General features: G+C 37.0%; 17 protein-coding genes and 1 other RNA gene. 10 read left to right on the top strand and 8 right to left on the bottom strand.

Translation table 11 applies throughout. The annotated features are described in order from the left end of the window. Positions 1–163 precede the first annotated feature (163 nt). The 3 genes from ACN1CN_RS13480 (at position 164) to ACN1CN_RS13470 (ending at position 6,541) form a co-directional block, all read left to right on the top strand. Positions 164–892: a TIGR00730 family Rossman fold protein gene (locus tag ACN1CN_RS13480; RefSeq protein ID WP_419136032.1), complete on the top strand. Its 729-nt coding sequence runs from the start codon at positions 164–166 to the stop codon at positions 890–892. Positions 893–1,193: 301 nt separating this feature from the next. Next, positions 1,194–3,941, top strand: coding sequence for an aminopeptidase (locus ACN1CN_RS13475; RefSeq protein ID WP_419136061.1), 2,748 nt, complete (start codon positions 1,194–1,196; stop codon positions 3,939–3,941). 188 nt (positions 3,942–4,129) lie between these two features. Next, positions 4,130–6,541 carry an alpha-ketoacid dehydrogenase subunit alpha/beta gene (locus ACN1CN_RS13470; protein WP_419136031.1) on the top strand — a complete coding sequence of 804 codons (2,412 nt, stop codon included), beginning with the start codon at positions 4,130–4,132 and terminating at the stop codon, positions 6,539–6,541. 193 nt (positions 6,542–6,734) lie between these two features. Here ACN1CN_RS13470 and kdsB read toward each other — a convergent pair whose 3' ends face one another. Then, positions 6,735–7,469 (bottom strand): 3-deoxy-manno-octulosonate cytidylyltransferase, encoded by a 735-nt coding sequence (gene kdsB, locus ACN1CN_RS13465; RefSeq protein WP_419136030.1) that lies wholly within the window; start codon positions 7,467–7,469, stop codon positions 6,735–6,737. 141 nt (positions 7,470–7,610) lie between these two features. On the opposite strand from kdsB, the gene ACN1CN_RS13460 reads away from it, so the two are divergent. Continuing rightward, positions 7,611–8,948: a PQQ-binding-like beta-propeller repeat protein gene (locus ACN1CN_RS13460; RefSeq protein ID WP_419136029.1), complete on the top strand. Its 1,338-nt coding sequence runs from the start codon at positions 7,611–7,613 to the stop codon at positions 8,946–8,948. A gap of 341 nt (positions 8,949–9,289) precedes the next feature. Next, a complete protein-coding gene (locus ACN1CN_RS13455; RefSeq protein WP_419136028.1) occupies positions 9,290–10,147 on the top strand; it encodes a hypothetical protein in 858 nt (285 codons plus the stop codon). 130 nt (positions 10,148–10,277) lie between these two features. Here ACN1CN_RS13455 and ygiD read toward each other — a convergent pair whose 3' ends face one another. Both ygiD and ACN1CN_RS13445 read right to left on the bottom strand, forming a co-directional pair. Beyond that, positions 10,278–11,108 carry a 4,5-DOPA dioxygenase extradiol gene (gene ygiD, locus ACN1CN_RS13450; protein WP_419136027.1) on the bottom strand — a complete coding sequence of 277 codons (831 nt, stop codon included), beginning with the start codon at positions 11,106–11,108 and terminating at the stop codon, positions 10,278–10,280. A gap of 75 nt (positions 11,109–11,183) precedes the next feature. Further along, on the bottom strand, positions 11,184–12,608 hold the full coding sequence (locus ACN1CN_RS13445) for an ATP-dependent DNA helicase (RefSeq protein ID WP_264524537.1): 1,425 nt from the start codon (positions 12,606–12,608) through the stop codon (positions 11,184–11,186). 246 nt (positions 12,609–12,854) lie between these two features. On the opposite strand from ACN1CN_RS13445, the gene ACN1CN_RS13440 reads away from it, so the two are divergent. Beyond that, positions 12,855–13,676, top strand: a complete 822-nt coding sequence (locus ACN1CN_RS13440; protein WP_264524538.1) for a DUF3822 family protein — start codon at positions 12,855–12,857, stop codon at positions 13,674–13,676. Continuing rightward, the gene (locus tag ACN1CN_RS13435; protein WP_264524539.1) at positions 13,673–14,278 is read left to right on the top strand and encodes an RsmD family RNA methyltransferase; all 606 of its coding nucleotides are present in this window, start codon (positions 13,673–13,675) and stop codon (positions 14,276–14,278) included. The genes ACN1CN_RS13440 and ACN1CN_RS13435 overlap by 4 nt, the downstream gene beginning before the upstream one ends. Positions 14,279–14,370: 92 nt before the next feature. Here ACN1CN_RS13435 and ACN1CN_RS13430 read toward each other — a convergent pair whose 3' ends face one another. After that, on the bottom strand, positions 14,371–16,485 hold the full coding sequence (locus ACN1CN_RS13430) for a TonB-dependent receptor domain-containing protein (protein WP_419136026.1): 2,115 nt from the start codon (positions 16,483–16,485) through the stop codon (positions 14,371–14,373). Positions 16,486–16,671: 186 nt separating this feature from the next. Between ACN1CN_RS13430 and ACN1CN_RS13425 the strand changes: the two genes are divergently transcribed. Together ACN1CN_RS13425 and ACN1CN_RS13420 are read left to right on the top strand one after the other, a co-directional pair. After that, positions 16,672–18,030, top strand: a complete 1,359-nt coding sequence (locus tag ACN1CN_RS13425) for a sensor histidine kinase (RefSeq protein ID WP_419136025.1) — start codon at positions 16,672–16,674, stop codon at positions 18,028–18,030. 10 nt (positions 18,031–18,040) lie between these two features. After that, positions 18,041–18,730: a response regulator transcription factor gene (locus ACN1CN_RS13420; RefSeq protein ID WP_419136024.1), complete on the top strand. Its 690-nt coding sequence runs from the start codon at positions 18,041–18,043 to the stop codon at positions 18,728–18,730. A gap of 35 nt (positions 18,731–18,765) precedes the next feature. On the opposite strand, the gene ACN1CN_RS13415 is transcribed toward ACN1CN_RS13420, so the two are convergent. The 3 genes from ACN1CN_RS13415 to rnpB all read right to left on the bottom strand — a co-directional run bounded on the left by ACN1CN_RS13415 (position 18,766) and on the right by rnpB (position 21,582). Next, complete coding sequence (locus ACN1CN_RS13415) at positions 18,766–19,683, bottom strand: ketopantoate reductase family protein (protein WP_419136023.1); 918 nt, start codon at positions 19,681–19,683, stop codon at positions 18,766–18,768. Positions 19,684–19,979: 296 nt separating this feature from the next. Beyond that, positions 19,980–21,233, bottom strand: a complete 1,254-nt coding sequence (locus tag ACN1CN_RS13410) for a cation:dicarboxylate symporter family transporter (RefSeq protein ID WP_419136022.1) — start codon at positions 21,231–21,233, stop codon at positions 19,980–19,982. A 31-nt stretch (positions 21,234–21,264) separates the two neighbouring features. Further along, positions 21,265–21,582: RNase P RNA component class A (rnpB, locus tag ACN1CN_RS13405), an RNA gene on the bottom strand. Positions 21,583–21,706: 124 nt separating this feature from the next. Here rnpB and ACN1CN_RS13400 point away from each other — a divergent pair. Next, positions 21,707–22,000 carry a hypothetical protein gene (locus ACN1CN_RS13400; RefSeq protein WP_419136021.1) on the top strand — a complete coding sequence of 98 codons (294 nt, stop codon included), beginning with the start codon at positions 21,707–21,709 and terminating at the stop codon, positions 21,998–22,000. Positions 22,001–22,217: 217 nt separating this feature from the next. Here ACN1CN_RS13400 and ACN1CN_RS13395 read toward each other — a convergent pair whose 3' ends face one another. Then, complete coding sequence (locus ACN1CN_RS13395) at positions 22,218–22,667, bottom strand: nuclear transport factor 2 family protein (RefSeq protein WP_419136020.1); 450 nt, start codon at positions 22,665–22,667, stop codon at positions 22,218–22,220. Positions 22,668–22,749 lie beyond the last annotated feature (82 nt).

The raw sequence follows: 22,749 nt of genomic DNA, 5'->3' as shown, positions 1-22,749 counted from the left end.
CTGATGCCCTAGCCCCGATGGGAACGGCATCCTTTTGTGACGGGGTTCGACACAAAAGATATAGTGGACAGCGGGAAAGAGCTCCTTCCTTCGACTATGCTTAGAATGACCATTTAAAGCGACACAGCTAGAAATAAAAATATAAATAATTAAAATACCTAAAATGAGATTAGAAGATTTTGATAATGATGAGGATAAAGTAATTCAGGACCGTTTAAAACAAAAGACGTGGAATGAAATCAGAACCAACGACAGCTGGGCGATTTTTAAAATCATGGCTGAATTTGTAAACGGTTATGAAAGTATGGGACGTATTGGCCCATGTGTATCTATTTTTGGATCGGCAAGAACAAAACCAGACGACAAATATTATTTATTGGCAGAGAAAATTGCTTATAAAATCAGTAAAGCAGGTTACGGAGTAATCACAGGAGGTGGTCCCGGAATCATGGAGGCTGGAAACAAAGGAGCACATTTAGGTGGTGGAACTTCTGTTGGACTAAACATCGAATTGCCTTTTGAGCAGCATTTCAATCCTTATATCGATCATGACAAAAACCTGAATTTCGATTATTTCTTTGTGAGAAAAGTAATGTTCGTTAAATATTCACAAGGTTTTGTGGTAATGCCAGGTGGTTTTGGAACCCTTGACGAAATGTTTGAAGCCATCACTTTGATTCAAACTAAAAAAATTGGAAAATTCCCAATTATATTAGTTGGAGTTGAATTCTGGTCAGGATTAATCGAATGGATTAAAACGGTACTTGTAGAAAAAATGCATACGGTAAGCCCTGAAGACTTAAACTTATTTAAGATTGTAGATACTGAAGATGAAGTAGTTGATGTCTTGGATAAATTCTACAAAAAATACGATTTGAGTCCAAATTTCTAATACAATTATCCCTTTTAGAAGTGATATAACAAATTTAAGTTTATAGCTGAACAGGCGGAAAACATGAGAAATTGATATCACCTCAAAAAATATGTTAGAAAAAATACTACAAAAGTAAAAAGCTGTTTTTTAAACAGCTTTTTTTATGCTATTTTTACAAAAAACCAAAATCATTATTTGCTCGTGAGTTTATTTACCATTTAAATTATTTACTCTATCCTTGAAATCATTTTATAAAATTATATTCTATACTTTCGTTTTATTCAGCTCGATAAAACAATACGGGCAACATCGCTCTAAGATGGAGGTCGCCGTTAATCTTGAGCTCAAAACCCTGAATGTAAAACAGGATATTACCTATCACAACACTTCAAATGATTCTTTGATTTCGATTGTCCTTAACGATTGGAACAATGCTTTTTCGGATAAAAACACGCCCTTAGCCCGACGATTTTCTGATGAATTTTACAGAGGTTTTCATTTGGCAAAAACTTCAGAACGTGGCAATACAACTGTTTTAAGTCTGACTGATTCAGACAATGCAGCACTTGAATGGGAAAGAACAGCAAAAAATCCGGATTACATTGTAGTAAAACTGAACCGTAAATTGCGTCCCGGAGAAAAAATCGATTTGCATTTAGTTTATATTTCCAAAATTCCGAGTGATAAATTCACCCGTTACGGTTTCGACCAAAATGGCGGTATGAATTTAAAAGACTGGTTTTTAAGCCCGGCCCGCTTTGAAAATCATCGTTTTATGAAATACAACAATTTCAATTTAGACGATATCGCCAATGCAGGAACTGATTACGAAATTGAAATAAAAGTACCTCAGCAGTATTTTGTAACCACTGATTTGGATCAGGTTTCAGAAGATAATATCAATTCTTTTAAAACGTATGTGCTTTCGGGAGGTAACAGAACTGATTTTAATTTGTTTATCGAAAAACAAAACAGTTTCAAAAACTACGAAAATGGCTCGCTTCAGGTACTTACCAATCTTAAAAACAAAAGACTAACTGATATTCAGAGTGCTATTATCATCAATAAAGTAGTCACTTTCGCCAACTCTTTTATTGGAAAGTATCCACATCAAAAAATCACAGTTTCTCAGGTTGATTATGATCGAAATCCGTTCTACGGACTGAATCAGTTGCCTTCGTTTATTAGTCCGTTTTCAGATGAATTTGTGTTTGAAATTACGTTCCTGAAAACCTATCTGAACAATTATCTAAAAAATAGTTTACGTCTGGATCCGCGAAAAGACAACTGGATTTATGACGGGATTCAGATCTATACGATGATGAAATACATCGAAGAAAATCACTTGGATCAAAAAATGCTTGGAAGGCTTTCTGATATGAAACTTTTTTCAAGTTTTAACATCACCAATCTGACTTTCAACGAGCAATACAGCTATTACTATATGCTAATGGCCCGTAAAAACCTGGATCAGCCGCTGGGAGATCCAAAAAACACTTTAATCAAATTTAACGAACAAATTGCAAGTAAGTATCGCGCAGGTTTAAGCCTTAGCTATTTAGACGATTATTTAAATCACAATATTGTTCCCGAAAGTGTTCAGGAATTTTACGATTTAAACAAATCGGAACAAACCAATCGCTACGATTTCGAAAAAATACTGACCCAAAAAAGTCCAAAAAAAATCGACTGGTTTTTCAACACCATTATAGGCTCGCGTGACATTATTGATTACAAGTTCACCCATGTTTCCAGAACAAAAGACACAGTGGCTTTTCGAATTAAAAACAGAACCGGAATCTATGCTCCGATTCCAATCTATGGAATTAAGAGAGATGAAGTTGTTTTTAAAGAATGGGTCGAACCCAAAACAGCTGATTCGACCTATACTTTTGTCCGAAAAAATGCCGACAAGATTGTTATAAACTACGACAATGAGGTTCCGGAATACAACCAAAGAAACAATTGGAGATCACTAAAAAGTCTGGTAATCACCAATCGTCCTATAAAATTTAATTTTGCCAAAGATCTCGAAGATCCGTATTACAATCAGATTTTATATATTCCAACGCTGACGTATAATTATTATGATGGTTTTACTCCCGGAATGCGTTTTCACAACAAGACGATTCTGGATAAACCTTTTACATTTGATATCAATCCGGCCTATTCACTTAATGCAGGAACGCTATCCGGTTCTTCCTCTTTTTCATGGAATCAATACTATCGAAACAGCACCTTATATAATGTGCGCTATTCGATCAGTCAAAACTACTACCACTATGCCCCTGATGCAACTTATTTAAGGTTGAATCCGATGGTACAGTTTAGAATTCGTGAGGAAAATTTCAGGGACAACCGAAAGCAAATGATTATGTTCAGACAGGTTATCGTAAATCGCGAGGCCAGTACCTATATAACAGACAATTCTACTCCAAACTATTCGATTTTTAATGCGCGTTATGCCAATACGAAAACAGAATTAGTGAATCATTTTAATTTTATGACCGATGTTCAGTTCTCCGGAAAATTTGGAAAACTGGCTGCAGAAATTGAATACAGAAGGCTTTTTGAAAACAATCGTAAGTTAAATTTAAGGTTGTACGCCGGAAGCTTTATGTACAACAGAACAAATTCCGATTATTTTAGTTTTGGCTTAGACCGTCCGTCAGATTATATGTTTGATTATAATTTCTTCGGGAGATCAGAAAGTACCGGGATATTTAGTCAGCAATATGTAATCGCCGAGGGTGGTTTTAAATCTAAAATTGAACCAAGATTTGCCAATCAATGGATGGCGACCCTAAATGCAAGCTATGCGATCTGGAACTGGATTGAAGTTTATGGGGATGTTGGTTTAATGAAAAGCAAGCATGAAATTGAAAAATTCAGATATGATAGTGGTGTTCGGTTAAATCTGGTTCCGGATTATTTTGAACTGTATTTTCCGGTTTATTCGAATAACGGATGGGAGATTTCTCAAAATAAATACAGCGAAAAAATACGATTTGTGGTCACATTTTCACCAAAAACATTACTTAATCTTTTTACTAGAAAATGGCTTTAATCGAATGAATTAGTTGTAAAAACATAAATTATTCCCATTAAAAAAGCAAAAACACCAAACATTACACAAAAAAGACACCCGCTTTTAGCAATTTAATTACAGATAATTAAATTATATTTACTTTAATGAATTATGATTATTGATACTTTTTAATTATTTTTGCTGCGTAACATGACCCATTTGAGATTATGATTAAAGAAAAAAATAATACTACACTTACTTTCGAAGATTTCAAGACTGAAGTAATGAACGATTACAAAATTGCGGTTACCAGCCGCGAATGTAGTCTTTTAGGACGTAAAGAGGTATTGACAGGGAAAGCTAAATTTGGAATATTTGGAGACGGTAAAGAAGTCCCACAACTTGCAATGGCGAAAGCCTTCAAAAACGGAGATTTTCGTTCCGGATATTACCGCGATCAGACTTTTATGATGGCCATTGGCGAATTGACTCCAAAGCAGTTTTTCGCAGGTTTATACGGTCATACTGATTTAGATTTTGATCCAATGTCTGCCGGAAGACAAATGGGCGGCCACTTTGTAACACATAGTTTAAACGAAGACGGTTCCTGGAAAGATTTAACAAAACAAAAAAATTCAAGCGCAGATATATCTCCTACAGCCGGGCAAATGCCTAGATTATTAGGATTGGCACAGGCTTCAAAAATCTACAGAAATGTTGACGGAATTACTATTAAAGACAAATTTACAGTAGACGGAAATGAAGTTGCCTGGGGAACTATAGGAAATGCAAGTACTTCTGAAGGCTTGTTTTTTGAAACTATAAACGCTGCAGGTGTACTGCAAGTGCCAATGGTAATGAGCGTTTGGGATGATGAATACGGAATTTCGGTTCACGCCAGACATCAAACTACCAAAGAAAACATCTCTGAGATTTTAAAAGGATACCAGCGCGATGAAGACGCCAAAGGTTACGAAATTTTCAGAGTAAAAGGCTGGGATTATGCCGAACTGGTTTCGACTTACGAAAGAGCCGGTGCCATTGCACGTGAAGAACATGTTCCGGTTTTAATTCACGTAAACGAATTAACACAACCACAAGGACATTCGACTTCAGGTTCACACGAGCGTTACAAAAATGCAGAAAGACTGGCTTGGGAAAAAGATTTTGACTGTATTCGTCAGATGCGTTTATGGATGATTGCCATCAATATTGCATCTCCTGAAGAATTGGCTGAAATTGATTTTGATTTGAAAAAAGAAGTTCTGGAAGCTAAAAAAGAGGCCTGGAATTCTTTCATCAATCCAATTATCGAAGATCAGAAAAACCTTTTGGCTTTATTAGGCCAAATTGCTGAAGCAAGCATCAACCATAAGGAAAGAATACAAAAATACATTTCGGAATTAAGCGCTATAAAATCGCCTTTAAAAAAGGAAATGCTTACCATAGCAAGAAAGATATTGCGTTTTATTGAAGTTCCAAACAGCAAAGTTTTATTATCCAACTGGATTACCAATTATATTGAAATTACACAGCCACGATTCAGCAGTCACTTATACTCTGATTCTGAGCTAAATGTATCTTCGGTTGAAAAAGTACTTCCGGAATATGACGAAAATGCGAAAGCAGATTTGGACGGAAGAATGATCCTTCGTGACAATTTTGATGCTTTGTTTACTAAATATCCGGAAACTTTAATTTTTGGTGAGGATGTTGGAAACATTGGCGACGTAAATCAGGGACTTGAAGGTATGCAGGAAAAATACGGAGAACTTCGTGTTGCCGATATCGGAATCCGTGAAGCGACCATTATCGGTCAGGGAATCGGAATGGCGTTGAGAGGATTACGCCCGATTGCTGAAATTCAATATTTAGATTATTTACTATATGCCATCCAAATCATGAGTGATGATTTGGCGACATTACAATACAGAACGGTAGGAAAACAAAAAGCACCGTTAATCATCAGAACCCGCGGACACCGTTTAGAAGGTATCTGGCATTCAGGTTCACCAATGGGAATGATTATCAACGCTATTCGTGGTATTCACGTTTTAGTACCAAGAAACATGACTCAGGCTGCAGGATTCTACAACGCGCTTTTAGAGTGTGATGAACCGGCTTTAGTAATCGAATGTTTGAATGGTTACCGTTTAAAAGAAAAAACACCTTTAAATTTTGGAGAATTCAAAACACCAATTGGTGTGGTTGAAACTTTAAAAGAAGGTTCAGACATCACACTTGTTTCTTACGGATCAACTTTAAGATTAGTAGAACAGGCTGCAGTTGAATTGTTAGATTTAGGAATTGATTGCGAGGTAATCGACATTCAGTCTCTTCTTCCGTTTGACATCAATAAAGACATTGTAAAAAGTATCGCTAAAACCAACCGTTTGTTAGTAATCGACGAAGATGTTCCAGGTGGAGCTTCGGCGTTTATTTTACAACAAATTCTGGAAGAGCAGGATGCTTACCACCATCTGGACAGCAAACCGCAAACTCTTGCTGCAAAAGCGCACAGACCTGCTTACGGAACTGATGGTGATTATTTTTCAAAACCTTCTGCCGAAGATATCTTTGAGAAAGTGTACACAATGATGCACGAAGCCAACCCGTCTAAATATCCAAGTTTGTACTAAGAATTTAATTCGGTTTTCCATATAAAAAAGCTCCAATCTAAACGATTTGGAGCTTTTTCTTTATATTTTACGTGAGCGGTTTGTCCAGGGCTTCGACTTCGCTCAGCCTGACATCAGCAAACATCAAAACTCAGTATTAAGAAATCTGCGACAATCCGCGTCTTCGCGCAAACGAATCCGTGTCATCCGCGTACTATCTGGAAACCAAAATAGCTCTCGCCTTCTCCAGATCTTCTGCTGTATCAATCCCAATTCCAACATGTGTCGTTTCGACCATTTTAATACGTTTTCCGAACTCTAAATAACGTAATTGCTCTAATTTCTCAGAAGCTTCTAAAGATTTCATTGGCAAGCTGTAAAAATCCAGTAAAGCCTGTTTTCTAAAAGCATAAATTCCGATATGCTGGAAATAACGCACTCCAACATCCTTGTCTCTTGGATACGGGATTACCGATCGTGAAAAATACAAGGCAAACTGTGATTGATCGACCACTACTTTTACATTATTCGGATTATTGATTTCAGCTTCATCCGTAATCTCACGCATTAAAGAAGCTAAATCTATCTTGCGGTCCGCATCGTTTTTAAATACTGACAAAACCTGCTCTAACGGTCCTGCTTCGGTAAAAGGCTCATCGCCCTGCACGTTTACAACAATATCCACATCAAGACCCGCAACAGCCTCTGCAATTCGATCGCTACCGGATTCGTGTTCTTTGATGCTCATAATGGCTTTCCCGCCCTGATTTACAATCTCATTAAAAATTAAATCGGAATCCGTTACCACAAATACATCATCAAACAATTTTGTCGCAACGGTTGCTTCATAGGTTCTTAAAATCACCGACTTTCCTCCCAGATCCTGCAGGAGTTTAGCAGGAAAACGTGTTGATGCATATCGTGCCGGAATTACAGCTATTATCTTCATTTTACTTCTATTTTATAAACTTCTAAACAAATGTAACTATTCAGAATTAATAAGTTAAAAAAAAATACTCTATGCCGCATTTTACAAATCTGAAGAGCAGCACTTTAAAAATTACATTATATTTATGAGAAAAAAACTACCATGAAAAAACACCTGATCTTCTGCATTATTCTATTGAATTTAATCTTTAATCCTTCGGCGTTCAGCCAGGAGAAAACCACAATAAACAATGCTTTCACAGATCGTGTTTTTGACGGGCAAGGCTATCAGCCTGTTACTAATCTGAAATGGAAATACCAAACCAACGGTAAAATTTTCTCTTCTCCCACTGCAAAAAACGGCACTGTTTATATTGGCAGCGAAGACGGTTATCTCTATGCTATTGAAGAAAAATCAGGCAAGACAAAGTGGAAATTTAAAACCAACGGGGCTATTCATAGTACTCCAGGCATTTATAAAAACGCTGTTTTCTTTGGCAGCTTTGATGGGAACTATTATGCTGTAAACACTCAGAACGGCAAATTAATCTGGAAATTTAAAACGGGCGGTGAGCACTGGCTCGGAGAAAAGGGCAGGTTTGAAATGAAACCTGCAACACAGTATATGGACGATTTGTGGAGTTTTTATCTGTCCTCTCCCGTAGTTTACGAAAAAGAAAAAAAGGCAGTTGTTTTGTTTGGAAGCAGCGACGGAAACATCTATTCGCTGGATGCCAAAACCGGAGATTTAAAATGGAAGTTTAAAACCAATGAGCCTGTGCACGGAACTCCGGTAATCGATCAGAATAGAATTTATATCGGTGGCTGGGATGCCGTATTGTATGCGCTGAACATCGAAACCGGTAAAGAAGTATGGCGTTTTGCAACCGGAACAAAACCAGGATTTAAAGGAATCCAGTCCGCCGTAGCGGTTGCCGACGGAAAAGTTTATTTTGGAGCCAGAGAACCTTACTTTTTTGCTTTAGAAGCCGAAACAGGAAAACTGATCTGGAAATACGATGCTGAAAGCTCCTGGTTTTTAAGCACTGCCGTTATTCAGGACAACACCGTTTATGTAGGAACTTCAGATACTTATGCCTTATTAGCGCTGGATGCCAAAACCGGTGCAGAAAAATACCGTTACAAAACCAATGGTTATGTTTACGCATCGCCGGCTATAGCAGGAAACACTGTGTATTTTGGCGATTTTACGGGTAATTTCTTCAGTCTGGATCTCCTTTCTAACGGAAAGAAATCTAAAATCATCCCCACCGAAAATCGTAAACAATTGGCCTCTTCTACATTAAAAAATGATCTTTTAGATTTTTCCTATGCTGGCCGTAACACAGATCTTTCGCTGTACGACAATTGCAAAAAGGTGATGGATGATTTTTATAAACTGGGAGCTATTGTTTCTTCTCCATACATCAGCAACAACACCGTTTATTTCGGAAGTGCCGACGGTTATTTGTATGCTTATAATTTAGAAGAAGAAAAATAATCAAATGTGAATCTCTGACAATAACGATACCACAGAGCTCCACAAAGATTTCTCAGAGATTCACTACCTTTTTTTTACAGGGAAGTAAATTTTCCTCACGCAGATTCATGCCCGTTTTATTCACAAAATGCCGAAGAGATAAATCGATCTCATCTGCATAAATCTTTTTTATGTAATCCGGCAGCAACCCGATTTACGGTTTCTCGCGAGCACCTTATTAACGAATATTTGAAAAAAAACACATTTACAACATAGAACAGTACCGTTATTACTTTGCGTTACATTTTTTGGGAAGGTATATCTAAATTTGCTCAGAAATTGTAATCCTGCAAAACTATTTTATGTTTTTAAAAAAATATCTCATCGTAACTTTTCTTTTGCTTACTCTTTTTTCTAATGCACAGATTGGCATTGGAACTCCTAAACCATCTAGTGATGCCGCGCTGGAAATAAAAAGCTCCACCAAAGGTTTTCTCCCTCCTCGTTTAACAACTGCAGAAAGGGATGCAATTCCTTCTCCAAGTCTTGGCTTGGTAATCTATAACACTACTAAAAACTGTCTGGAGTGGTACAATGGTACGATTTGGTATAGTGGTTGTAATACGACGGCAGTAGCACCAAGTTTCCTCTGTTCTACTGCTACAAGTGGCACCATGACTCAGGGACAGGCTGTTTCAGGAGTCACTCAGACCATTACAGCCACTGGTATGAGTCCTGGACCGTTTAACATCTCGGCAACCTATGACGGAGTCACTTTTTCAGCCTCAGGAACTTATACAGGTGCCGGATCGCAGAATATTGTGCTTACGGCCAGCGGTACTCCTGTAGGTGGGGGCACAGGAACATACGTACTTAACACAACGCCCAGCTGTAGTTTTGACCGACCAATCACTGGCACTACCACCGCTACAACTTCGGGTGTAACCACTTGCAACTTTGCTTCCAATGGGACATTAACTCAGGGACAGCCCATCACAAATGCGACACAAATTATTAAAGCTAATGTAACTAAAATAGGAACTTATTATTTAAAGGGAACTGCTGTAAATGGCATACTATCAGAATTAACCGGAACTTTTACGGCATTAGGAAGCCAGGAAATGACTATAAGGCTTAGCGGTACTCCGATAAATTCCGGTCCTACTAATTTTTCCATAGGAGGCTGCACTTTTACCCGAACTGTAGCACCTGCTCCATAATCATAATCTGAATATAATTAATGCAGCTAACAAAACACTCCAAAAAACATGCATGAAAGTGGGGAAATCTTTGTGAATCTCTGCGCAATCTCTGTGTAACAACTCTTTCTTGCAGATTGGTAAAGTAGTATTACATGATTTTAACCGAGGTCATACTCAACGAACCGGCCAATAACTTATCATTAAACAAACTCAGTTCTTCTGATTTTTCTTTTAATCCTAAAGTATAAAGCAGCGGCAAATAATGCTCTGGCGTAGGAATCGCCAGTTGAACTGCTTTGTTCATTTTTTCGAAGTCAATCAAAGGCTGAAAATTAGCATCGAGCAAATACGAATTGATGATTTCCCGTGCTTCAATAGCCCAATCGTAACCATAATTGTCTTTATCAAAATTCCTGAAATCGACCATTCGTAAATTATGAACGATGTTTCCGCTTCCGATAATCAAAACACCTTTATGGCGTAAGGATTGTAATTTTTGCGCCAATTCAAAATGATACTGACCAGGCTTGGTATAATCGATACTCAACTGAATTACCGGAACATTGGCTTCCGGATATAAATGTTTGATTACACTCCAGGCTCCATGATCCAGTCCCCAGTGTTCATCCAGATCTACAGGAACAGGTTCCAGTATTTTTTTTGTCTCATATGCCAATTCCGGACTTCCTTTTGCGGGGTACTGTACATCAAAAAGTGCCTGTGGAAATCCCCCAAAATCATGAATGGTTCTGGGCATCTGCATCGACGTCACTTTGGTACCGTTGGTAAACCAGTGGGCCGAAATACACAAAATGGCATTGGGCTGCGGCAGTGTTTTGGCTAAATTCCGAAAACCGGTTACAAACTGATTTTCTTCAATCGCATTCATAGGACTTCCGTGTCCTAAAAACAGAACCGGCATTTTATCAGTATTCGAAAATGCTGACGAAATTGAATGTAAGTCGTTTAGTGTTGTCATTGTAAAGGATTCTAACCCGGATTTCGCTAACGTTAAATTTAAGAAAAATTCGTGACAATTAGTAAAAGTCGCGTTTTATTCCTCAAAACTCTCGTCTTTAAATCCTATCAAATATAACTTATTTTTAGCACGTGTCATAGCGGTATAAAGCCATCTAATGTAATCGCGATCGATTCCGTTGGGCAAATACGGCTGTTCGATAAAAACCGTATTCCACTGACCTCCCTGCGATTTATGACAGGTTATAGCATACGAAAACTTCACCTGTAAACCATTAAAATATTCGTTCTCTTTTACCTTCTGAAACTTTTTATACTTGGTGCTTTCGTTTTCATAGTCTTTCATTACTTCCTCGTACAAACGGTTGGACTCTTCGTAGGTTAAAGAAGGAGATTCACTCTTGATCGTATCTAAAATCAATACCGTTTCAAAAGGTTTCTGATCCGGATAATCGACCATTCTGATTTTTACCTTTGCAAAATTAAACCCGTACAGCTCCTTGATTCCAAAAAGCTCTAGAACTTCGATAATGTCACCATTGGCAATAAATCCGGCTTCATCGGTTTCTTTCAGCCAGAAATAATTATTCTTTACTACCATCAGGAAATCTCCTGCCGACAGTTCGCTTTCTTTAAATAAAATCCTGGTTCGAATCTGTTCGTTATACTGATTGGCTCTTTTGTTTGAGCGAACAATAAAAGCGGTATCTTCAATACTATAATTACTATAAGCTGAGTTAATAGCGTCCTGAATATCATAACCATCTGTCAGCCGAACAATATCTTTGAATTTTTTAACATTGAATCTAAATTCAGTAATAAAACTCTCTTTCAGCAGCTCCCTTAATTCTGTTGCATTAAACAAAATTCCGGAACTTTCTTCCTGACGCATTACCTCATCCAATTCGATATGTTCTATTTCTTTGCCGTAGTGAATCCCTAAAGTATGGGTATCCAGAGCGGGACTTATGTCTAAGTTTACCGGTGGCAGCTGGGCAGTATCTCCCAAAAGAATCATTTTACAATTTGTTCCCGAATATACATACGAAATCAAATCATCCAACAGCGATCCGTTATCATACATTTTGGAATCGGAATTACTGTCAGAAATCATCGACGCCTCATCGACGATAAAAATCGTGTTTTTATGTTTGTTCTGTTGTTTGGTAAAAGCCACGCCCCCACCCGAAGATTTTTTAGGAAAGTATATTTTTTTATGAATGGTAAATGCCGGTGTATTCGAGTAATTGGCAATTACCTTCGCCGCACGTCCGGTTGGCGCCAGCAAAACAAACTTTTTATTGATGTCTCCCAAATTGTTTACAATCGTCGAAATCACCGTAGTTTTCCCCGTTCCTGCGTATCCTTTAAGTACAAAAATGGTATCGTTAGCCGGTTCGGTCAAAAAAATAGCGATTTTTTGAAAAAAAATATCCTGTTTATAGGTTGGAGCGAAAGGGAATTTTTTTTGCAAAACGCCGTAAAACAATGCTGAATTCATAGGGTAAGTTTGAAGTACAAAGTTCGTCTTTTTTAATGGCAATGCCAATTTAAAATTTCGTCTCCTGCAAATCATACCCAAAATCAGAGCTTCTATTTTTCAAAAAAAATCTTTTCTTAACCTTCTTTTAAAATACAAGTGAAATTGTTTTTTGAAATTGCAATTATTATTGTTCCTTTTTAATTTGTAAGTTTGTGGTCGCCTAAAATTCTTTCTTGTAAAACAGGTAACGAATTGTAAATCAATATGTCATTACAAAACACTAACATCACTTCAAAAAAATACAAAAAGCTTTCTATTCAGGTTTCCTTGACCGGATTGTCGTTTTGTTGTTTTGATACTTTAAATAATACTGTCACTGCTTTAAAAGAAATTCATTTTGAAACGTTTCACAAAGCGACCAAAATTGAAGAACTGTTTGGAGATGCTTTTAGAAACCATCCCGAACTACAGGAAACGTATGACGAAGTTTTGGTGATTCACAACAACAACCTTTCCACCTTTGTTCCAACGGCTTTGTTTGATGAAAACTACCTTGGAAGTTATCTGCAATACAATACAAAGGTTTTTGAAACTGATTTTTTTGCCTTTGATCAAATTTCAAAGTATCAAATGAATGCGGTTTACATACCCTATGTCAATATCAACAATTTTTTTATTGATCAGTTTGGGACTTTTGATTACAAACATGCCAACAGTATTTTAGTCGAAAAAATTCTCGATGCTTCAAGAAACAATGACGATAAAAAAATGGTAGTTAATTTTAACTACGGTCATTTTGAAGTGATTGTGGTGCAGAATCAAAAACTATTACTGTTCAACTCATTTGAATACCAGACACCCGAAGATTTTATTTATTATTTGCTTTTTACTGCCGAACAATCCAATTTGAATCCCGAGAGTTTTCAACTTGAGTTTTTGGGCACAATCGACCAAAACGATCCGTATTATGCCATTGCATACAAATACATTCGTCATATATCCTTTTTGGATGTAAGCACCTTACAGCAAAGAAATAGCTTCACAACAGCCGAAAATCAAAAACATTATATCCTATTCCAATCATGAGAATCATTTCAGGAAAATACAAAGGTCGCCGCATTTTTCCGCCAAAAAACCTTCCTGTAAGACCCACAACCGACATGAGTAAAGAAGCATTGTTTAATGTTTTGAACAATCATTTTAGTTTTGACGGCTTAAAGGTTCTGGACTTGTTTTCAGGAACAGGCAACATCAGTTTTGAATTCGCTTCACGCGGAAGTGCTCCAATTACCTCCGTAGATGGTGATTTTGGATGTGTAAAATTTATCAAGCAGGTTTCGTCAGAATATGATTTTGATATTGCTGCGACTAAAAGTGATGTTTACAAGTTTCTTGAAAACTGCAAAACTTCTTATGATATTGTTTTTGCCGATCCGCCCTATGGATTTGATCAGGCGGCATTTGAGAAGATTGTAGTAACCGTTTTCGAAAGAGAACTGCTTCATGAAGACGGTATGATGATTATTGAGCATTCCAAATATACCAAAATGGATCATTTGAGTAATTTTTCTTTTCAAAAAAGCTATGGAGGATCATTCTTTAGTTTTTTCGAACTGAACTCAACCGATGACGACGAAGAATTACCAGACGATTTATCGACCAAAATAACTGAGGAGGACGAGGGATAATCTTCGTTCCAATCGCAATGTCATACCGGGCGAAGTCAGAACCGTTAAACGTTCAGACTTCGCTCCGAAAGACAATTACCAACCGCCGCTTTTTATCTTAGCCGGTCTGAATGCTCTTCCATACTTTTTCCTTTGAATTCGCTTTCCTTTACCTTTCCAAAAGAGTACTTCACCGAAACCGAAATCTCACGCTCATCGAGCAGGTATCTTGCTTTTGAGCGGATCGTATTAATTGTAAAAACTTCTTCTTCCTTTATACTTTTAAACACATTATTAAAGTTTAAAGCACAGCTCCAATTTTTAAAGAACGTTTTAGAAACAGCCATATCTACTACCGTTCTTGCATTCCTTTCAAAAACTCCTTTGTATTGTTTTGTAATAGTCCTGAAACCAACCATTAGAACGTAACCTTTTGGAAGTTTAAATTCGTTATTGGAGTAATAATAAAAATACGGTTTTGAAGACCTGAATACTGCCGAAGGGTCCTCAATTTGCTCTGAAACAAAAACCAACGAATTTGTAGTCGTCCAGAATCTATAGGTGAAAGGCAATTCAAAATCAACCATAAAGGCAGACTCTTTCTCAAAATTCACATCCTTAAAAGTCATTACATTCAGTTCCTTGTCAAAGAAAAAACTATTGTAAACCGGGTTTGTATTTCGATAATACGTTAGTTTCACCGATTTATCACGGTATTGAAAAGTAGACGAAATTTCATTGACAATTGTAGGATCTAAATTAATATTTCTTGCATATAAAAAATAAGGATTTATATAAGTAGTACCCTGACTTAATGAAGAATAGTTGGGTCTCGAAATACTTCTGGCATAATTAACACTAATACTCTTCAGGCTGTCTATCGGAAATGAAAATTGCGCTTTAGGGAAGAAATTAGTATATTTTTTATCGATTAAAGGAGAAGAATCGGCTTTAAACTTTCCGTCTACATTTGTATTTTCTACCCGAAATCCAACCGAAAATTCCGCTTTCTTAATCTTTCCTGAGAACTGGCTGTAAGCCGCTAAATTTTGCTCCCTGAAATCATAATGACTAAGTTCGTTTACCTTGTTTTCATAAAAAAACAGATCAAAATCTGATTTGGAATTTGCAAACGAATACAGCCCTCCTATTTCAAATTTCATTTCATTTTCAAACTTCTTTTCCACATCAATTCTACCTGAAAAGACATTCACCTTAAACTTTTGATCCCGAAGCTGTGCCCATTCAAACTGGGTATCATTATAATTATTTTTAACCTGACTCCACAATCCCTGATCGAAATTAGACCATTGCAACCCAGTAAAAACCTGAACATCGACAGCTTTTATTTTTTTCATATAATTCAGAAACGAGTTTACAAAATTCTTTTTGCTATCATTATCGCTATAAGTCAAAACGTTATTTTCGATGTTTTTGTTTGTATTTACGGTTGTGGTATGAATAGGAAAAAGATCTTTCTGAAGCTTACTATTTACACTAATCGAAAAATAATCGTCTTCGTTTATCTTATAAAACAGACTGCCTCCAAAAACAAACTGCCTTTTTTTAGAATACGCCTCCACATTATATTTAGAAGCGATTTCGGCCTCGGGAATTTGGTAATCAATGCTGTGGGTTTCCCAGGGCTGTAATTGATTGTAATTGAAATTGGCTTTCCACTCGAGTTTGTTCTTCTTAAAACTTGTACTAAACCCAAGATAATTGTTGTACTTTTTCTTAAAAGAAGCCAGCTCGGAAATCTCGGTTCTAAAACTGTCCTTCTTGCTAAACTTTCGGGTAATCAAAATCACAGCACGTCCTTCGGCCTCATATTTAGAAGAGGGGTTCTGAATAATTTCGATCGCTTTAATATCGGCTACAGCCAAAGCATTCAGATCATTCATTCCCACTTTTTGATTGTCGATATAAATCAGAGGATTGCCCCTGCCCACAACCGAAATGCTTTCTCTGTCTGAACTAACCTGAACGGTCGGTAATTTTGCCAGCAGATCGACGGTGTTCGGAATGGCATTGTAAACAGAATTGGCCACATCAACTTTTACATTCCCGTTTGTATGGGTAAACGTCTTTTTTTGTCGGGCGATCACAACTTCATTTAACGTGTTCGAAAGACTGTCTTTTGGGGTTTCATTTTGTGCATATCCCGCTAAAGAAAGCAAGAACAAAAAAAGAAATAGAAAAAGTTTTACCAGCAAATTAATGTTCATTTTGGATTTGATTTTGGATTGTAGTCCTGCAAAAATGCTTCTAAAAAAGAGTTGCGAAAGTTAATTGAAGGTTAATGCTGGGTTAATGTGCCTATTGTCTCTTAAAAGCTTTATTTTTGAATAGAGAATGGCCCGGAGATTTACACCCATTTAATCTGTGTAATCAGCGTCCCAACAAAACAACTCATGAAACAAAGAATCAATTTATTAATCGCTTTTTCTGTCCTCGCCCTGATTGTTTTATCAACGGTGCAGTGTTATTTGGTAAAAACAACCTACGATTATAAAGTAGCACAGTTTCATACCGAAATCAAGAATAAAATTGCGGGAATCACCAATGATTACAGCGATATCGATTCGGTAATAGTGGCCAAAAAAGAAGCACTTTACCAACAATTATCCGAAAATTACATTCAGGGAAAAAGCAGCAAGGTTGAGATTAAAAACTATATTCTCGAAAATGAATACAGCGACGTTTTAACACAAAAGATTCAGCGTAAATTCAAAAGAGATTTACCTAACTTAAAAATCGATTTTGCAATTGTTCTAAATAAATTTGTGCTCTATCAAAACGCCAAAAAAGTAGACACCATTTTCTCTGAGAAACCCTTTATCCAAAACAAACTCTACGGAAATCTGATTTCTTTAAACCATGCCTTTTTAGTCCGGAATTATGTGGGTACCAGCAACGGAACCTTTGAAAACAAGGGTTACAAATTATTAACCGAGGATTCGATGTACGTTTCGGTAATCGACTGGGAAATGATTATTTTAAGACGAATGACTTTCGTTTTAATCTTGTCGTTGCTTTCGATAGCAACCCTTATCACTCTTTTTTTCATTGCCATAAAAGCTTTAATCAAACAGAAGAAAGCCAACGATATTAAAACCGATTTCATCAATAATATTACCCACGAACTTAAAACACCTTTGACAACTTTAGGCATTTCGACCAAGATATTAGAGCGAAAAGACATTCGCGATAATGATGAAAGTTTTACCACTATAGTCAATACCATTTCACGTCAGAACAATCGTTTACAGAATCTGATCGATCAGGTAATGGCAAATTCACTGGCAGAGAACGGAATCGAACTTCAAAAAGAAAAAACAAAAGCCGAAGATTTTCTATTGACAATCGTTAATGATTTCAAGATTACTTATCCCAAAATCAACATTAAAACCGATTTTAAAACACAGAAAACCAATCTGATTCTGGACAAATTCTATTTGACCACCGCTCTTTTAAATGTTTTGGAAAATGCTGTAAAATATGGTTCTACTACCATTACGATAAAAACAGAGTTGAGCCAAGATCAATTTTCGATTAGCGTTGAAGATGACGGAATTGGAATCGAAAAGAACAAACAATCCCTTCTTTTTGAAAAATTCTATCGCGTACAACAAGGAAATCTTCATAATACAAAAGGCTTAGGTTTAGGATTGTATTATGTCGATCAAATTATAAAAGCGCATCAGGGCACTGTGAGTGTTGTGAGCGATTTAGGAAAAGGAACCCAGTTTACTATTTTATTAAAAGTTTAATTCCCTTATTTTGAAAAAATTACTTTTAGCCGAAGACGATTTTGATTTTGCGGCCATTTTAAAACAATATTTAGAACTGCATCAATTTGAAGTAACCTGGGCAGAAAATGGCGAAATAGCGTTAGACTATTTTTCCAAACAGACTTTTGACATTTGCGTTTTGGACGTCATGATGCCAAAATTAGACGGATTTTCATTGGCCGAAAAAATGATTACAATCAACCCCGAGACTCCCTTTATTTTTCTGACGGCAAGAAAGTTAAAAGAAGACAAAATCATTGGACTAAAATTAGGCGCAGACGACTATATCATAAAACCTTTTGAAATCGACGAACTTATACTGCGTTTGCACAATATTTTAAAAAGAATCGAACAAAAGAGAAGTCTGGACGGAAATAATATAATTGAAATTGGTTCTTATATTTTTGATAATGAAAGACTAACCCTAAACAATAAAAATCATGTGCAGCAGCTCACCGAAATGGAAGCTTCTCTAATCGAGTATTTATATCTGAACCACAATCAGTTATTAAAGAGAGACCAAATTTTAATGTCGGTCTGGAAAAAAGACGATTATTTCTCCGGACGAAGTATGGATGTTTTTATTAGCAGGCTTAGAAAATATTTCAATTCAGATCCGAAAATCAGCATTGAGAGCACCCGAAATATTGGGCTGGAATTTAAAATAGAAAAACCTTGACAAAGCAAGGTTTTTCTATTTTTTAATCGTGAAAGCTAAGGTAATAATACGTTAGTGATTTTTTCATAAAGCGGCGTTTTTACACCATATTTCTTCCCTTCGTTCAACACAAATTTAGTCAGTGAGCTTGCTTCGGTACTTTTGCCGGCCAATAAATCCCTATGCATCGAAGACGTTGCTTCGCGAGGTGATTTTTCCAGTTTAACGATAGTCTGATTTACGATATCTTCCGGCAGTTTTAAGCCTTTTGCTTTAGCTACTGCATCAATTTCGTGCAACAGGCCAACATAAACCGTCATAGCGTCCGGATGGTCTAAAATTTCACCAATATGCTGATTCAGATACGAAGTCGTCGACGCTAGTGCCGAAATAAAAATAAACTTCTCCCATACCGTTTCTTCAATATTCTCAACCCAATAACTTTCAATTTTAGCATACTGAAAAATATCCTGCAATTCCGATAATTTTGAAGCAGCTACCGTTTTAGAGCCAAAAAATAGCTTTTCGTAAAAACCCATTTTTCTAATCGTACCCGGTAATGTAATCATCGAAATAATATAAACACAACCCTGCAAAATATCGTTGTGCGGGAATAGCTTCTGAATGCGTTCCGGTGCATCTACCCCATTGTACAAAGGAAGAATAGCCGTTTTAGCAACGATACAGCTTTGAAGTGAAAGCAGACTTTCCTCAATATCATAGGTTTTGGTCGCACAAATTAAATAATCCAATTCCCCAATTTCTTTGGGATCGTTTGAAACCAATTTTGGATGCACAATAAGCTCCGAATCGTCGGTCACGATTTTCAGTCCGTTTTCGGCTATTGCCTGCTGAGCAGCGCCGCGTGCAATAAAAACAATCTCAATATCATCTGACTCGTGATAGGCTTTTGCTAAAAGTCCGCCAAAATAACCGCCTACTCCGCCAAGCCCTAAAATTCCAATTCTTTTCATAAAATTTTATTTAAATAAAAACAAACTTCAAATTCCAAATTCCAAGTTTCAGGTTTCAAGTTTCAGGTTTCACATCTCACATTTCACATTTCACATTTCACATTTCACTACGTGGTAAAAAATAACACGCGGATGACACGGATTCGCTATGCGAAAACGCGGATTGATACGGATTTTACTTTTTACATCTTAACAATTCAAATTCCAAATTCCAAAATTCCAAGTTTCAGGTTTCAGGTTTCAAGTTTCAAATTCAACGTTTTACATTTTACATATTACATCTCACATTTAACATCTCACATCTCCTCTAAAACAGGATTCAGATTAAGTTCTGTAAAATCACGTTCGCTTTTCGAAATTACAATCGTTGCCACTGTATTTCCAATTAAATTCGTAATCGCTCTCGCTTCGCTCATAAACTTATCAACTCCCAGCAAAAAAGCCAATCCTTCAACCGGAATTTTATGCAATGCGGTTAAAGTCGAAGCCAGAACAATAAATCCGCTTCCGGTTACTCCTGCAGCACCTTTTGAGGTAATCATCAGAATCCCGATGACACTCAGAATTTCAAAGAAACTCAAATGCACGTCATACAACTGAGCCAAGAATATGACCGACATCGACAAATAAATCGAAGTTCCATCCAAATTAAAAGAGTACCCCGTTGGAATCACCAATCCTACAACCGATTTACTGCATCCCATTTGCTCTAGTTTCACCATAATACTGGGCAAAGCCGCCTCCGAAGAGGAAGTCCCGAGCACCAGTAAAAGTTCTTCTTTGATATATTTTAAAACCGAAAGTATCCTGATTTTATAATACCTTAAAATGCTTCCTAAAATCAAAAAGACAAAAAGCGCCATGGTCAAATACACACACAACATCAATTTCCCCAACGGAATAAGCGTTTGCAAACCAAACTTTCCGATGGTGAATGCCATACCGCCAAAAGCACCAATTGGAGCCAGATACATCACATATTTCAATCCCAGGAAAACCACATTCGAAAAACGTTCCAACACCAAAATCGTTTGCTCCCTCTTTTTATAAAAATTCAGAGCAATTCCGCACACAATCGCTGCCAGTAAAACCTGCAAGGTAAAATTGGAAAGAAAAAATTCGAGCCACGAAAAATGCTCCGCCGCATTTGTGGTATAGGCACTGGCGTCTCCCAAAGTCAAGCTGGATCTGTCAATTTTACCGGGCTTAAAGAAATAAGCCACGGCCACCCCAATCGCCAAAGCTACAGTCGAAACCACTTCAAAATAACCCAATGCTTTCACTCCTATTCGTCCTACTTTTTTCAGATTTCCCATTCCGGAGATCCCCAAAACAATCGTCAGAAAGATAATCGGACCTATAAAAATTTTGATCAGGGCTATGAATTTAGCACCCAATATTTCCATTTTCACACCATTTTGTGGTGAAAAATGACCGAGCAAAATTCCGGCAATAATAGCAATAAGAACCCAAAAGGTTAGATTAGTGACAATAAGCCTTAAGGTACTTTTCTTGGGCTGTTTAGAAGATTTTGGAGTAGTTATATTCATGAAGGCAGATTTGAGAGTTTCACAAATATATAAAAAATGCAGACCTATAAGCCGGATTCTGTCCCTGATAAATCAGAGCCTTATCATTTATCTAGATCCCGCATTACTACGGGACTCAAGCTACCTACCCTTCAACAACGGACGAGAAGCCCTTAAATGCTGATATACTTGGTATTTCACCGCATAGAGTTTACCTGGTTTCACTACAGCATTACCTGTACATACTTTCTGTTGCACTTGTCCTTGCGCTATTGCTAACGCCGACGGGTGTTACCCGCTATGCTTCTCTGTGGTGTCCGGACTTTCCTCCCTTCCGATAAATCGGAACGACGATAAGGCGGTCTGCGGGGCAAAAGTAGCGATTTATATACTAAGAATAATGATTTTAAATTTTAGATTTTCGGCTCATTTTCGTAACAATTTAATTTTAAATTGGTTATCTTTAAAACCCATAATTTTAAAATTCAATTATCATGACTAGAATGTATCACTACGCAACTGTTTCAAAAGCTTTAGATCAATTGAATGAAAAAGGATTTACGTTTGATTTTAACCTAAACTCAGACCTGATAAAAAAGAATCCTGAAAAATTTGAAATTGTTCATGTGTATCGATACGAAGGGAATTCAGACCCGGGCGATGAGGCAGTTGTATCCGGAATTAAATCAACATCAGGCAAAAAAGGAGTGTATGTCGCAGGTTTCTCCGCCGACTCTGATCAGGAAACAGTAAAGTTTTTATCGGATCTAAGCATCAAAGGAAGATAATTTTCAGGAGCCAATCCCGCTATCCGCTTTATCTTTTTCTTGCTAAAGGAGCAAGAAAAAGGATACCGCTTCTATCGGGGCTAGGACTGATGGTTTCATGAGAAAGTTATGTTTTTTGTTTAGAGTAAAAACAAATTTCTTCTTTTTACTCTAAACAAAAATCTAATCTCCCAACGGGACTGAAATTTTAAAGATTGCTTAAAAAACAATCAAATTCCTATTCATGCTGCGTTACATCATTGTATTGCCAAAGTACATTTATAATCTTCCATTCCCCATTTGTTTTCACAACGTGCATATAATCGATCCAGGCATCAGCAATCAATTTAACAGACGCTGTTCGTGCCGAGACATCCAGTAATTTTACTTCCTTTCTTGGATTTTTCGGAAATTTATCTCCTTTTGCATTGTACGTCTCTGCCAGAAGCACCATGTTCTCTGTAAAGTATTCGGAGACATAATCTTTTTTGGCAGCTTTACTTCTAAAAACAGATCGTTTGACCAATCTGGGATGCAGGGCACCTTCCATCAATTTCGGATTCGGATTATGCTGTGCCTCGATATAAGCCAAAGCAACACGTTTGATATCAAGCGAATCCTGAGCGTTTTGTGCCTGAAGCCCAGACGAAAAAAAAGCAAATGCAATTACCAATAAATAGTTTTTCATAAAAAGTTAAGGAGTTAAAATGAGTTTGCGGCTAAATGTATCAACGAGACGCACGTTTCGAATATCTTTAAGCAAAAGCAAC

The organism is Flavobacterium sp. T12S277, assembly GCF_048514875.1.
Classification (GTDB): Bacteria; Bacteroidota; Bacteroidia; order Flavobacteriales; family Flavobacteriaceae; genus Flavobacterium.
Note: the sequence above shows the minus strand (reverse complement) of the source record. Positions and strands in the feature narration are given on the sequence as shown.

What these genes read in the sequence shown, in the direction of transcription:
- ygiD (WP_419136027.1), bottom strand. Translation starts at nt 11,108, where the DNA reads ATGACAACACTAAACGACTTACATTCAATTTCGTCAGCATTTTCGAAT.
- ACN1CN_RS13470 (WP_419136031.1), top strand. Translation starts at nt 4,130, where the DNA reads ATGATTAAAGAAAAAAATAATACTACACTTACTTTCGAAGATTTCAAG.
- ACN1CN_RS13475 (WP_419136061.1), top strand. Translation starts at nt 1,194, where the DNA reads ATGGAGGTCGCCGTTAATCTTGAGCTCAAAACCCTGAATGTAAAACAG.
- ACN1CN_RS13415 (WP_419136023.1), bottom strand. Translation starts at nt 19,683, where the DNA reads ATGAAAAGAATTGGAATTTTAGGGCTTGGCGGAGTAGGCGGTTATTTT.
- ACN1CN_RS13455 (WP_419136028.1), top strand. Translation starts at nt 9,290, where the DNA reads ATGTTTTTAAAAAAATATCTCATCGTAACTTTTCTTTTGCTTACTCTT.
- ACN1CN_RS13410 (WP_419136022.1), bottom strand. Translation starts at nt 21,233, where the DNA reads ATGAATATAACTACTCCAAAATCTTCTAAACAGCCCAAGAAAAGTACC.
- ACN1CN_RS13460 (WP_419136029.1), top strand. Translation starts at nt 7,611, where the DNA reads ATGAAAAAACACCTGATCTTCTGCATTATTCTATTGAATTTAATCTTT.
- ACN1CN_RS13425 (WP_419136025.1), top strand. Translation starts at nt 16,672, where the DNA reads ATGAAACAAAGAATCAATTTATTAATCGCTTTTTCTGTCCTCGCCCTG.
- ACN1CN_RS13440 (WP_264524538.1), top strand. Translation starts at nt 12,855, where the DNA reads ATGTCATTACAAAACACTAACATCACTTCAAAAAAATACAAAAAGCTT.
- ACN1CN_RS13435 (WP_264524539.1), top strand. Translation starts at nt 13,673, where the DNA reads ATGAGAATCATTTCAGGAAAATACAAAGGTCGCCGCATTTTTCCGCCA.
- ACN1CN_RS13430 (WP_419136026.1), bottom strand. Translation starts at nt 16,485, where the DNA reads ATGAACATTAATTTGCTGGTAAAACTTTTTCTATTTCTTTTTTTGTTC.
- kdsB (WP_419136030.1), bottom strand. Translation starts at nt 7,469, where the DNA reads ATGAAGATAATAGCTGTAATTCCGGCACGATATGCATCAACACGTTTT.
- ACN1CN_RS13445 (WP_264524537.1), bottom strand. Translation starts at nt 12,608, where the DNA reads ATGAATTCAGCATTGTTTTACGGCGTTTTGCAAAAAAAATTCCCTTTC.
- ACN1CN_RS13400 (WP_419136021.1), top strand. Translation starts at nt 21,707, where the DNA reads ATGACTAGAATGTATCACTACGCAACTGTTTCAAAAGCTTTAGATCAA.
- ACN1CN_RS13480 (WP_419136032.1), top strand. Translation starts at nt 164, where the DNA reads ATGAGATTAGAAGATTTTGATAATGATGAGGATAAAGTAATTCAGGAC.
- ACN1CN_RS13395 (WP_419136020.1), bottom strand. Translation starts at nt 22,667, where the DNA reads ATGAAAAACTATTTATTGGTAATTGCATTTGCTTTTTTTTCGTCTGGG.